11 protein-coding genes are annotated in these 12154 nt (G+C 60.9%); 6 read left to right on the top strand and 5 right to left on the bottom strand.

Features of this window, described 5'->3' with window-relative positions:
* The first annotated feature begins 63 nt into the window (after positions 1–63).
* Positions 64–1506 (top strand): glucosamine inositolphosphorylceramide transferase family protein, encoded by a 1443-nt coding sequence (locus NKH33_RS19540; RefSeq protein WP_352821397.1) that lies wholly within the window; start codon positions 64–66, stop codon positions 1504–1506.
* A gap of 18 nt (positions 1507–1524) precedes the next feature.
* Here the strand turns inward: NKH33_RS19540 and NKH33_RS19535 are convergent, their stop codons facing one another.
* Positions 1525–2838, bottom strand: coding sequence for a VpsF family polysaccharide biosynthesis protein (locus NKH33_RS19535; protein WP_352472504.1), 1314 nt, complete (start codon positions 2836–2838; stop codon positions 1525–1527).
* Positions 2839–3005: 167 nt separating this feature from the next.
* Between NKH33_RS19535 and NKH33_RS19530 the strand changes: the two genes are divergently transcribed.
* Together NKH33_RS19530 and NKH33_RS19525 are read left to right on the top strand one after the other, a co-directional pair.
* Complete coding sequence (locus NKH33_RS19530) at positions 3006–4556, top strand: GumC family protein (protein ID WP_352472503.1); 1551 nt, start codon at positions 3006–3008, stop codon at positions 4554–4556.
* Between the two features lie 8 nt (positions 4557–4564).
* Positions 4565–5671 carry a glycosyltransferase gene (locus NKH33_RS19525; RefSeq protein ID WP_352921077.1) on the top strand — a complete coding sequence of 369 codons (1107 nt, stop codon included), beginning with the start codon at positions 4565–4567 and terminating at the stop codon, positions 5669–5671.
* A gap of 94 nt (positions 5672–5765) precedes the next feature.
* On the opposite strand, the gene NKH33_RS19520 is transcribed toward NKH33_RS19525, so the two are convergent.
* A complete protein-coding gene (locus NKH33_RS19520) occupies positions 5766–6626 on the bottom strand; it encodes an alpha/beta hydrolase (RefSeq protein WP_352851241.1) in 861 nt (286 codons plus the stop codon).
* Between the two features lie 238 nt (positions 6627–6864).
* Here NKH33_RS19520 and minC point away from each other — a divergent pair, with 238 nt between their 5' ends.
* Genes minC through minE form a run of 3 tightly spaced genes read left to right on the top strand, consistent with a single transcriptional unit; the run spans position 6865 to position 8688 of the window.
* Positions 6865–7584 carry a septum site-determining protein MinC gene (gene minC, locus NKH33_RS19515; RefSeq protein WP_352817232.1) on the top strand — a complete coding sequence of 240 codons (720 nt, stop codon included), beginning with the start codon at positions 6865–6867 and terminating at the stop codon, positions 7582–7584.
* A gap of 19 nt (positions 7585–7603) precedes the next feature.
* Complete coding sequence (minD, locus tag NKH33_RS19510) at positions 7604–8419, top strand: septum site-determining protein MinD (protein WP_023677152.1); 816 nt, start codon at positions 7604–7606, stop codon at positions 8417–8419.
* On the top strand, positions 8416–8688 hold the full coding sequence (gene minE / locus NKH33_RS19505) for a cell division topological specificity factor MinE (RefSeq protein ID WP_352683186.1): 273 nt from the start codon (positions 8416–8418) through the stop codon (positions 8686–8688). Before minD ends, minE begins: the two co-directional genes overlap by 4 nt.
* Positions 8689–8972: 284 nt before the next feature.
* On the opposite strand, the gene NKH33_RS19500 is transcribed toward minE, so the two are convergent.
* The 3 genes from NKH33_RS19500 to NKH33_RS19490 all read right to left on the bottom strand — a co-directional run bounded on the left by NKH33_RS19500 (position 8973) and on the right by NKH33_RS19490 (position 12150).
* Positions 8973–10292: an ABC transporter substrate-binding protein gene (locus tag NKH33_RS19500; protein WP_352921074.1), complete on the bottom strand. Its 1320-nt coding sequence runs from the start codon at positions 10290–10292 to the stop codon at positions 8973–8975.
* Between the two features lie 95 nt (positions 10293–10387).
* Positions 10388–11236 carry a carbohydrate ABC transporter permease gene (locus NKH33_RS19495; protein WP_352921072.1) on the bottom strand — a complete coding sequence of 283 codons (849 nt, stop codon included), beginning with the start codon at positions 11234–11236 and terminating at the stop codon, positions 10388–10390.
* Positions 11233–12150, bottom strand: a complete 918-nt coding sequence (locus tag NKH33_RS19490) for a carbohydrate ABC transporter permease (RefSeq protein WP_502896440.1) — start codon at positions 12148–12150, stop codon at positions 11233–11235. Before NKH33_RS19490 ends, NKH33_RS19495 begins: the two co-directional genes overlap by 4 nt.
* Between the last annotated feature and the right edge of the window lie 4 nt (positions 12151–12154).

Below are 12154 nucleotides of genomic sequence, written 5' to 3'. Positions count from 1 at the left end.
TCTTGTGAAAGGTTGGGCTGACAAGTAGTCTATGGCAGTAGTCTTGAAAAAGAATATATTGGATTGACTAATATTTTAATCATCGGCCACGCCGACCCATCCCGGCGCTGGGAAAATGAGCTTCTGGCGCGGTTGAGTGCGGCTGGACATGCGGTTTCGAGTTGCCGCGCGCCGACGCCTGAACCCAATGCGCGCACGATGGATAATGTGCTGGCGCTCGAGGGCCGGCGCTTCGGCCCCTCACTGGCAAGCCGTTCCCGGCCGTTGCCGTCCGGCGACACCGGCCCAGTCGATCTTATAGTCGATCTCACGGCTACCGCCGCACGACGCGGCACGCCTGTCCTGACGCTCGAATTTTGCGGCCAAAGCAGCTTTGCCGCAGGCATGACCGAGATGCTGGCGAGCGGGCGGCTGCCCGAACTCACCGCGCGCCTCGACGGCGTTGCCGTCGCCAGGGCGCGGCCGATGATCAGCGACCGGTTGTGGCTGTCCCGAACCAGCAACGACCTGCTCGCCGGCGCCATCTCCCTGATTGCCCAATGTGTCGCCCGCTTTTCCGCGGGCAAACTTGCGCCGATTGCCGAGAGCCCGGCGCCGCCCCTGCAGAAAGGCGGATTTATCGGGCACTATCTGCCCTTTTTCGGCAGGGGGTTAGTCGACCGCGCCGTGCAAAAACTGCGACGTGGTCGGCGTCCCTTCTATTGGCAGGTTGCTTATCGGCTGATCGACGGTCCAGGCGTCGCCGAAACCGGACTGCTGGATGGTAAGCCCTTCACCGTGCTTGCCGATGACGGGCAGCGCTTCTACGCCGATCCGTTCGTTCTCGAGCGCGACGGCCGTCATTTTCTGTTTGTCGAGGAGTTTCCCTACTCCACCGGCCGCGGGGTGATTTCCGTCGCTGAACTTGGCACCGACGGCACTTTCGGCGTACCGAAAGTGGTGCTGGAGGAAGCGCATCATCTGTCATATCCGCAGGTGTTCGCTCACTCCGGCGAGATTTTCATGATCCCTGAAAGCGCTACGGCGCGAGAACTGGTGCTCTACCGTGCCGTGCAGTTTCCGGATCGCTGGGTACGCGATACGGTGCTGATGACGGACAGGGATTTCAACGACGCCACGCTGCTCGAATCCGACGGCCGTTTCTGGCTGTTGGGGACGGGGCGGTTCGGTTACGGCAGCGCGTCCGACACGATGGCCGTCTATTCCGCCCCGGCGCTGCGTGGGCCGTGGGCTGCGCACGCGCTCAATCCCGTCGCCGTCGATCACTCGGCCACTCGGCCGGGCGGCGCTTTCATCCGCCAGGGCGACGCTTTGCTACTGCCCGTGCAAAACGGGTCTAGAGCCTATGGCGGCGGCCTGGGATTGATGCGGTTGGATCGCCTTGACGACTTCGATGTCCTGTTTGCACCGCCCCACCCGATCGGCCCAGGACCGGCATGGGCGCGGGCGGGCATCCACACGCTCAATCGCGCAGGCAATGTCGAGGTTGTGGATAGCGCCGGCTGATGCGTCTGGAGCCTGCGCTTATCCAAGCCGATCCAGTTTCGGCTCGGATGCGACAGCGGTCGAAGACGTGCTCTTCGGCTGGTTTCTATACGGCACGTTTCTATAGGCAAGCAGCAACACCACGATAGTCGTAATATCCGGCGCTTTTGACGAGAGCGCGTTGTTCGACAGCGCAGCAAGCAGGAAGGTCATGGTGCCGATCCATGCCGGCAGCGGCGCCGCGCGCAGCAGCCGAAAAATGAACCAGAATACCAGCACTATGAAGAGCACAGCTATCGGCAAGCCGAAGAGCATGGTGATGACCACCGGAGCGCTCTCGATATAGGGCAGATGCAGCTTCTCTTTGACGATCGCCAGGAGGTCGTCGACGTTCATGCCAAACAGGATGTCTTTCCAGCTAACAAGTCCGAATATCTGGTAGATCGTCACCCGCGCCATGAAATTCTCGTCAAAGATCGTGTTGCCGAATCGATTCAGCAGCCCGCCCGAAAATAGTATGGCCACCAGCACTGCGCCGCTCACCAGGGCGAACAGCAGCACGACGGACTTGGCCTGCCGCTGGTGCTTGAGAGTCAGGCGCGGCCAAGGCACGAACAGCAGCAGAATGAGGGTTTCTCCCGCAGCGAGCATCAGGGCGGCGCGGGCGCCTGACGCAGCACAACCGACGAGCAACACGAGAATCGATGCCACCCGCACCCATATGCGCCAGCGCGTCAGCGGCACGAATCCGATGGCTGTGGCGCAGAGCGCGCCTAGCGCCAGCGGGTGCGCCGATAGGCCAATTGGCCTGAACTGCAGTTCGTTGAGACCGTAAGGCATAAATCGATGTTGAGTCACCGCTTCGATCGTGCCGAGCACAGCGCTGAGGATCACCATTCCAAGCACGACGTCGCCCAACGCCCGCCGCACTTCCGCGTTCAAGGCCAGCATCAACAGGCCTGCGGCGCCGGCCACCAGATAAGAATCGATGATGAACCCGGAGGAGCCCGCACGGCCGGTGACGAACAGATAGGGCACCAGCGCGAACATCAGCACCGAAAAGCGAATCAACGCTTTGAATATCCCAATTTCGTCGCCCTGCAGCAGAAACGGTCGGCTGAAAAGAACGACGGCAAGGACCAGGAAGATCGCATAGGTGCCGAAATGCAGCTTCTCGTAGAACGAGCCCCCCTGGGCCGTATAGTCGACGACCATGTTCATCACCTGCGGCGACACCGTAAAGCGAAGCAGGAGCGCGAAGGCGGCGCATAGGAAAAACAGCAGCGACAGCGCGTTCTCACGGCGCGCTCGACTGGGCAACAATCGTTCCGATGCGGCAGCGGGATAGCTCATGGCCCATCCAGGTGAAGGTATTCAAACAGCATTCCGGGCAACGAGACCCCTTCAACGTCCGCCGGACGGACAGCGAGAGCGGTAAAATGGGCCAACTTGGAAAATAAGATGTTAACGATGTTTCTGTAGAGCAGGCCAAGCGTAATGATTTAACAAGGGTTGTCACCATGTCTGCCGGTTCCGGCACACCCCCTATCTCCGCGACGGCTTCCAATAACAGTGCATTCGAGCGTATCGCCAATGCACGGCGCAGGGCATTGCTGCAACAGCATGGCCCAGTCGCGGGGCTAAGCTCCGCGCCGGTGACGCCGCAACCTCCAGAGCCTGTCGCAACGGTGACCCTGGACAAGATCGGCGATTTCCTTGAGCTCGATTTTCGGCGTCTGTTCGTCTGGCTGCGGGCCGGCCTCGCCCTGGCCTTCATGCTGGCGGTAGTCGGCGGCATTGTCGGCGGCGCCTATGCATTGCTGAGCAAGCAGCGTTACACCGTCACGACCGAGGTCCTCATCAACCCATCCAATTTGCAGGTTGTGGAAAACGACCTCTACTCGCAACCGGGCCAGGTCGATAGCCAGTTGCTCAGCACGCGCAGCAAGCAGCGCATCCTGACCTCGGGCAACGTGCTTTCCCGTGTGGTGGACGAACTGAATCTGACTCACGATCCGGAGTTTTTCGATCCGGACCGGAGCACATCCTCGTCCGGCGCTGTGGCGAAGCCCGACCCGAGGCTCATCGCCTTGAAGAACCTGGCGGACCGGGTAGACGCCATCGCGGATCCGACCTCGTTTGTCACAACCCTCTCGGTATCTGCGGAAACCACCGCCAAGGCGATCCTGATCTCGCAGGCCATAGTCAAAAACTTCCAGGAAGAACTGGCTAAGGCCGAAGCTGCCGGCGCCAGCCGTGCCGCGGCTGCCCTTGACAGCCGGCTTGGCCAACTCAAGAGCGACGTGCAGGCAGCCGAAGAGAAGGTCGAGAGCTACAGGCGCAGCCACAACCTGTCGTCCAGCAATGGCCAGCTCGTCAGTTCGCAGACGCTGACGCAGCTCAATGGCGAAATCGTCGATGCGCAATCGCGTGTCATCGCCGCGCAGGCAAGCTACGACGCCCTGGTTGCCTCCGGTATCAACGGGGCCAATCCCGACCCCACGGTTTCGGAAGCGCTCGCTGCGCTGCGCGACAGGTCAAACAGCCTGCGGCAGCAGATCGACTCACAGTCGATGACCTTCGGTCCGCGCCACCCGACGATTGTCAGGCTCAGGACGGAACTCGAGACCGTCAACTCGCAACTCCGGGCCGAGTTCTCCCGCACCGTCGGCACGGCAAAGGCCAGCCTGGACAAGGCCCGGGCCTCGTTGGCTTCTCTCAACGCCAGGATGAACGATCTGAAGGGCAATGTATTCACCGACAGCGAATCCGAAGTCGCCCTGCGTGAACTTGAACGCGATGCCGCGTCGAAGAGAGCGGTCTATGAGAGCTTCCTGTCACGTGCGCGCCAAATCAGCGAGCGCGAGCAGATCGACACCACAAACGTACAGGTGATTTCGACCGCAGTGCCCCCGCCCGCACGCTCATGGCCCCCGCGCACTGCCCTGGTGGCAGGCGCCGGAGCGTTCGCAGGCTTTGCCCTGGGGATGCTGCTGGCCATCGGCATGGGCATCATCCGCGACATGCGCCGGCCGCCGAACCGATCAGGCGTTGCCGCCAGCCGAGCCTGAAGCAAGGCATGGTGAAGCGCATCGTTTTCCACATCGCCAGCCTGAGGGGCGGCGGCGCCGAACGTGTTTTCGTCCTGATGGCAAATGAACTGGCATCGCGTGGCCACGAGGTCACGCTTTTTACCTGGAACGCGGAAGGCCCTAACGCCGCGCTGCGTTCCGCTGCCGTGCATCTGGTCGACTTCGGCCTTCCCTTGCGCGGCGAGGGTTACGCCAAGTCGGCGACGCTGAAAGGCATCGTGCGAAGCGCAAATTTGTTCCGCCGCCTTGATCCTGATGCGGTCTATAGCGCCCCGGAATTCGCCAATCTGGTGATGGCGCTGTCACTCATGTTGGCCAGAAGCCGGGCAAAATTCTTTCCAAGCTTCCATGCCGCGGCCTCGCTGCCTGCCAGCGGCCTCGGCGCCAGGCTGGCGATCTGGCTTTCCGCGCTGGTTGCAGCGCGCGCAACCAAGGCCATCGCCGTTTCGGCGGGTGTCGGCCGTGACATCATCGCCCGAGGCTTCCCCGAATCGAAGGTTGTCGTCATCAATAACCCGCTGCCGCCAGCTGTAGCACCGCAGAGGAATTCCTATGCCTGGCAGGCAGCGTTGGCGGCGATGGGCGATGGCCCGGTCATCGCCACCGCGGGACGCCTGGTGCCGGTCAAGGACCACCGGACTTTGCTGCGGGCCTTCGCTGCCCTGCGCGCCGGCCGCCCTGCCCGGCTTGTCATCTTCGGCGAAGGTCCGCTGGCTGCCGAATTGCACGCCTGTGCCGAGCAGATCGGCATTGGCCAGGACGTACTCTTTGCCGGCTACGTCAACGATCCCGCGGCTTGCTATGCCGCAGCCGATCTGTTCGTCCTTACATCCACGAGCGAAGGCTTTGGCAACGTCTTGGTCGAGGCCATGGCCGCCGGTGTCCCCGTAATCTCCACCGATGCTCCGCACGGCCCGCGCGAAATACTCGGTGACGGCCGCTTCGGCACCTTGGTGCCGGTCGGTGACGCCGCGGCCCTGGCGAAGGCGATGGCCGAGACGCTGGACCACCCCACCCCTGCTGCCGTGCTGAAAAACAGGGCGGTGGATTTCACAGTCGACAAGATTGGCAATCAATACGAAGCGTTGCTCTAGTCGTTACGCACTGGCAGCAAATCGGCGTTGGATGCGGTCGACGTAGTCGGGCTTTGATTGCGATAATCTCTTCACGGGCTGGGGCGCAACGAATTCATCGTGAGACGTTTCCTCGTTCCTTGAGTTGTTGGGCAAGGAAATCCTTGACCGAATCGAGAACCGCGTCCCGTTCATGAGATATGCCTGGCAGCAAATCGAAGCGCACGCGCGCCCCCGCCTCCTCGAACGATCGACACAATGCCACGAGGCGTTCCGGCCGTGTTCGCCCGGCATCGTTGGCGCCTGGCATCCAATGGGTGCTGCCTTGGACATGAGTGATTTCCCAAGTCTCCAGGTCAGCGCCGCCGACGATCATCTGGAAAGGCACTTTTGCCAGCGCTGCGGCATCGAAGGTGATGCCGAACTTCTCCGGCAGATCGCGAATGCCCACCCACCAGTCATGCGTCGGATCGAGCAAGGTCACCGAACCTGGCGCGCCGATTGAGGCCGCCCAGAGCCTGTCGGGATGCAGGATAGCAAAACGATGCGTGAAATGTCCGCCGCCGGAAAATCCGAACATGGCAAAGCGGCTCCAATCCTGACTGTATTTGGCGCTGACCTCCTCAACCATGGCGAGCAGCACCTGATCGTAGCGTATGTTGCCCTCGAGCAAATATTTGTACCCGCTGCGGGCATCATCCCCGAGAACGCCGATTGGAAACAGCGGACACAAAACGGCGCAGCCGTTCCAGCGTCCGAACTCGGAAAACGCGTCGCGGAATCCAAGAAAAGAGGTGCGGCCGGTGCCATGGACAGCGACCATCAGATCGACTTTGGCCCCTTCCCCAACCGCGGGAGGCACATACAGGCAATAGTGAAAGCGCGGGTCTGATTTGGAAGCAAAGATGGCGGTCGCGCCAAGGTCATAGGCAGCGCGACCGCGATCCGCGACAGGTCCCCTGGCAACGCTTGTCAAATCGATAACTCCTTAATAGGCCCGGCGTTCCGGCAACAATATACCGGTCGGCCGACCTCGTGAACTGGAGGCGCCTCCAGGCAGCCGCGAGGAGGACCTCGTCGTGCACCGGAAGCAGGGCGCCGGCGGGACGATCAGGGACAAAAAGAATGCCTCCGCCAACGCCTCGGAAAGCCGCCATTAACTTTTCGTTAACCATGCCGGGCTAGCCTTAACCAATCAGTAAGGACTCGCCTCTGTGACCTGCGTCGCTCCCATTCAAAACAAGTCCATACGCTTTCGAGCGCGCTCGTTTGTAGCCTTCACCCTCACCCCTGAGGCCCCGCTAGGGGAATGGCTGCAAAGCCTCGATCACTGGACCGAAAACTCTCCCGGCTTCTTTGCCGGCCGCCCGGTCGTGCTCGATCTGAATATACTCAAGCCCGAGGTGGGCGAGATGCGGGATCTGGTCTTACAACTCGCGGAGCGCGGGATTCGCATCTACGCGATCGAGGCCGATGGCAATGTAGCTCTCGATGCCGATCTGCCGCCGCTCCTCGTTGGCGCCAAGGAGGCCACCGCCGACGCGCTTTACGTGCAGCCGGACCCGAAGGCCGCAGCTGAGGCCAAGACGGAAGAGCCGCAGGCGCCGAACTCATTGATGATCAAGGCACCGATCCGCTCCGGCCAGTCGATCTTTCATCCCGATGGCGATGTGGTCATTGTCGGCTCCGTCAGTTCCGGTTCCGAGATCATCGCCGGAGGATCGATCCACGTCTACGGCACGCTGCGTGGACGTGCGTTCGCCGGCGCCACGGGAAATTCCGCGGCTCGCATCTTTTGCCGGAAAAACGAAGCCGAACTTCTGGCGGTGGACGGCTGGTACCGCACTGCCGAGGAGATGGACGCCTCCTCGCGAGGAAGGCCGGTACAGGCCTTTCTCGAGGACGGCGCACTTTGCGTCGCACCGCTCAACTAACAACATTGGAGGCACAAATATGGGCAAGGTAGTGGTTGTCACATCCGGCAAAGGGGGTGTCGGCAAGACGACCTCGACGGCCGCTCTCGGCGCCGCGGTCGCGAAAACCGGCAAGCGGGTGGCTCTCGTCGATTTCGACGTCGGCCTGCGCAACCTCGATCTGATCATGGGCGCCGAGCGGCGCGTTGTTTTCGATATCGTCAACGTCATTCAGGGAACCGCCAAGCTTTCGCAGGCGCTGATCCGTGACAAGCGGCTCGAAACGCTGTTCCTGCTGCCGGCCTCGCAAACGCGCGACAAGGATGCTCTCACCGAGGAAGGCGTCGCCGACGTCATCGACAAGCTGCGCTCCGTTTTCGACTACGTCTTCTGCGACAGTCCGGCCGGCATAGAGCGGGGCGCGCAACTTGCCATGCGCTTTGCCGACGAGGCGGTAATCGTCACCAACCCGGAAGTGAGCTCGGTCCGAGATTCCGATCGCATCATCGGCCTGCTCGACTCTAGAACGATGAAAGCCGAGCAAGGTGAATCGATTGTCAAACACGTCCTCGTCACGCGCTACGATGCTGCGCGCGCTGCCCGCGGCGAGATGCTGAGCATCGATGACGTGCTCGAGATCCTGTCGACGCCCTTGCTGGGAATAATTCCCGAGAGCCAGGACGTGCTGCGCGCATCCAATGTGGGCGCGCCGGTTACGCTCAGCGAAAACACTAACCCCGCCGCACGCGCCTATATCGACGCGGCAAGAAGACTCGAGGGCGAGGACCTGCCGGTCATTCTGCCTTTCGAGCGGAGGGGCCTCCTCGACCGGCTGTTGGGAAGGAGGGCAGCATGAACCTGCTCGATATCTTCAAGCGCCGCGGCAGCGCGCCGGTGGCGCGCGAGCGCTTGCAACTGCTGTTGGCTTACGAGCGTCGAAGCCGCAACCAGCCCGATCTCGTCTCGGTGTTGCGCGAGGAGATCATGGCGGTGATCGCCCGGCATGTTCAGGTCGACCAGGATTTCCTGCAGGTGAGCATGGATCACGGCGAAACGACGTCGAGATTGGAGATCGACATCCAGATCCCCAACAAGGTCGCAATGCCCATAGCCGCGGCGTTCTAGAGCGGAATGCATTTGGATCGAATCGGGCATTCCGCTCTATCTGTTTGTTTCAGCCGCATTTGTGCGACGCCAAGTGGTTCCACTTGGCTGCAAAATGCTTAGCGGAATCCTCCAGTCAGGGCTTGCGTCGGCTGCTGCCGAGGTTGCGGCGCCGTGGTTGGCGTGTTTGACCCGGTCGCCACCGGCAAGTCGCGCAATTCGAGGACAATAATCACTGCCTCACTAAAAACCCGCGGCCGTTTCCAGCCGCGGGGTGCCTTGGGAGGGCCTTTCGAAACCGGTGGTCAGATGTTGGCGAGCAATTCGTTGACGCGGCTTTCCATGTCGGCAAGGGCGGTGTCGATGTCCTTCTGGCCACTGATTGCTGCACTCATCTCTTCGCCGATAATGTCCTGGATCGCAAACTGACGCTGTACGGCGGACGGCAGCGGCTTGCCGAGATCAGCGACCGCAGAGATCGTGTTGCGATGCGGCAGGGCCTTGAAGGCGTCCGAGGTGATGACGGCCTTATAGGCCGGCAGGTGACCGGTGCGCGACCATTCGAAGTCGTTGTCGGCGAAGAACTTCAGGAATTTACCGATGGCCGCGATCTGTTCGGGCGTGCGGTCTTTCTGCGAAACGGCCCAGGTGTGGCCGTCGGCATACTGCGCGTGGGCGCCGCCAAACAGCTGCGGATACGGATAGACCGCATAGCCGCCCTTGTTGAGCGCCGTACCCTTGGTCTCGGACTGCGCGTTGTAATCGCCGACCACCCAGGTGCCGTTAAGGTGGACGCCACCCTCGCCGGCAAGGAAGGCGTTGATCGACCCGCCATAATCGAGATCCTTGGTGGTGTAGCCCTTCTCGAAGATCGCCTTGTACATCTCGATGACCTTCTTGGCTTCCGGCGTATTCAACTTCACATGCTTCGGATCGGCGAAGAAATCGGAATCCTGCTGGAAAAGATAGGTATAGAGGTTGCGTGTGTAGAGTGCAGTCTCATTGGTCAGGTTCTGGACGAAATAAGGCTTGCCCGTCTTCTGCTTGAACTGTTCGGCCTGGGCGAGCAGTTCCTCGGCCGACTTTGGAAAAATCGGCGTGCCGTCGGCATTGACCAGGCCGGCTTGTTTGAAAAGATCCATGTTGACGTGATAGAGCATCGTCCAGCTGTCGATCGGCAGGCCATAGACCTTGCCGTCTTTGGTGGCGCCATTGCGTGCCGCGTCGGTGAAGGCGTCGGGTGTCACGCCGACCGACTTCAAGAGATCGTCGAGCGGCATCAACAGGCCCTTCGACTGATAATCCGACAGTACGGATTCATGGATCGTGACGATGTCCGGAGCGTCGCCTGAAGCGAACTGCGCGGTCAGCTGATCATAGCCGGGCCATTCCACGGTGGTGACGTTGACATGGACATCGGGATTGTCGGCGTTGAACTTGTTGATTAGCGAGGTGATGATGCCGCATTCGCCAACGGCCTTGGTGGCATCGGTGTTGGTGCCGAAATCGGCATCGCAGGCGCCGAAAAAGCGCTGCACGCTCAGCTCCGTGGCCGCGAAGCTTGGACTTGCGAGCATCATTGCGCCCGCAGAGACTGCGGCAAACAGTATTTTCTTCAGTTTCATATCAGTTCCTCCTACTGAGTTTCCGCCGCTCCACCCTGGATTGGCTTTCGTGCTTCAATTGCTGCGCATTCCCCCCGGCCGTCAGGCAATCTTCGTTATCTCACCGCAGCGCCGGAGACTGCCGTGACGATGTATTTCTGGAAGAACAGGTAGACGATCAGGATCGGTGCACCGGCGAACACCGCCTGCGCCATCAGGAAGCCGATGCCTTCGGACTGGGCGAAGTTGGTCTGGGTCGAGGCCATGCCGACCGTCAGCGTGAACATGTCCTTCCTCGTCGCCGAAATCAGCGGCCAGAAGTAGTCATTCCAGGCGCCGAGAAAGGTGAAGATGCCGAGCGTCGCCTGCGCAGGCAGCGTGAGCGGCAGAAGCACCTTCCAGAAAATTCTGAGCCGGCTGGCGTTATCGAGCATGGCGGCTTCGTCCAGCTCCTTCGGGATGGCCTTGAAATACTGGGTCATCAGGAAGACACCGAACGGAGCCGAAAGGCCCGGCAGAATGAGCCCTTGATAGGTGTTGTGGAACTTCAGCATGCTGAAGATCTGGTGACGGGCGACAAGCACGGCCTGTTCCGGGACCGCCAGACCGAACAGAACGATCACGAACAGCGCGTCTCGGCCGGGGAAATTCAGCCGTGCAAAACCGTAGCCCGCGAGCGACGACAGGATCAACGTGCCGAGCGTCAATCCGCCCGAGACGATGATGCTGTTGCGCACCCAGATGAACACGGACGAGGTGCCGACGGTGTTGATGTAGTTCTTCAGCGTATAGGGTGCGTGAAACACCGAGTTCGGATCGGCCATCAGCTCCGTATTGTCCTTGAGTGATAGACCGACGACCCACAGAACCGGCGCGATCATGACGATCGAAAGCAGGATGACCAGGGCCAATAACAAATGGTCGCCAAATGCCCGGCCCTTGATGGAAGCTGCTGGGGCGCTCATGCCTGGTCTCCCCTGCTGCGTGTCACCAGGTACTGGGCCATGGCCGCGACCAGGATGAGGATGAACAGGATTTCCGATGCGGCGGCGCCCAGGCCGAGATCCCAGCGACGGAATGCGGTATCGTAGATATAGAGCACGATCGGCTTGGTCAGATTGTTCGGACCGCCGCGCGTCATTAGCCAGGCCTGGCCGAACAGCTGGAATTGCAGCACGATCTGGATGATGATCACCAGGATGAAGGTCCGCTTGATCGACGGCAGCGTGATCGACCGCAGCGTTTGCCAGCGATTGGCATTGTCCAGCGCTGCCGCCTCGTAAATGTCCTGCGGGATCTGCTGGAGTGCTGAGAGAAAGAGCATCATCGGCAGGCCGATGCACCACCAGATGGTGGCAATGGCGATGCCGACCATCGCCAAGCTGGGATCGGAAATGAAGGCCGGAGCCGTTGCGCCGAACCATCCGTAAATCGTCGACAACAGCCCGACATTCGGAATGAAGACGATGCGCCAGATCAGCGTGACGATGGTGACCGATAGCACCGACGAGGAAAAGAACAGCGTCCGCAAAACCGCGGCAACGCGCGTGCGGCGGTTGAGGCAAAGCGCCAGGAAAAGGCCGATCAGCGCCAGCGTCGGCACCGTCAGAAGCACGAAATAGAAGGTGTTCCAGATCGATTGCAGGAAGACCTTGTCGTGATACAGCCTGGCGTAATTGCCGAGACCGACAAAATTTCCGGACGAGAACGTGTCGGCCTTGTGGAAACTCAGCCACATCCCCCAGAGCAGCGGGAAGAGCAGCAGCGTGGTGAAGAAGAACAAGAATGGCGCAACGAAAATGACGTTTCGCCATTGCGGCGCATAGATGTCGGCGGTAGGGGCTCTGACGCCGACAGCAAGTGTCGCGGTCGGGGACATCGCC

This window comes from Mesorhizobium sp. M1182, assembly GCF_040318335.1.
GTDB lineage: Bacteria > Pseudomonadota > Alphaproteobacteria > Rhizobiales > Rhizobiaceae > Mesorhizobium.
Note: the sequence above shows the minus strand (reverse complement) of the source record. Positions and strands in the feature narration are given on the sequence as shown.

Excerpts from the sequence above, each read along its gene's own strand:
- NKH33_RS19535 (WP_352472504.1), bottom strand. The coding sequence starts at position 2,838 with ATGAGCTATCCCGCTGCCGCATCGGAACGATTGTTGCCCAGTCGAGCG.
- NKH33_RS19530 (WP_352472503.1), top strand. The coding sequence starts at position 3,006 with ATGTCTGCCGGTTCCGGCACACCCCCTATCTCCGCGACGGCTTCCAAT.
- NKH33_RS19525 (WP_352921077.1), top strand. The coding sequence starts at position 4,565 with ATGGTGAAGCGCATCGTTTTCCACATCGCCAGCCTGAGGGGCGGCGGC.
- minD (WP_023677152.1), top strand. The coding sequence starts at position 7,604 with ATGGGCAAGGTAGTGGTTGTCACATCCGGCAAAGGGGGTGTCGGCAAG.
- minE (WP_352683186.1), top strand. The coding sequence starts at position 8,416 with ATGAACCTGCTCGATATCTTCAAGCGCCGCGGCAGCGCGCCGGTGGCG.
- NKH33_RS19500 (WP_352921074.1), bottom strand. The coding sequence starts at position 10,292 with ATGAAACTGAAGAAAATACTGTTTGCCGCAGTCTCTGCGGGCGCAATG.
- NKH33_RS19495 (WP_352921072.1), bottom strand. The coding sequence starts at position 11,236 with ATGAGCGCCCCAGCAGCTTCCATCAAGGGCCGGGCATTTGGCGACCAT.
- NKH33_RS19490 (WP_502896440.1), bottom strand. The coding sequence starts at position 12,150 with ATGTCCCCGACCGCGACACTTGCTGTCGGCGTCAGAGCCCCTACCGCC.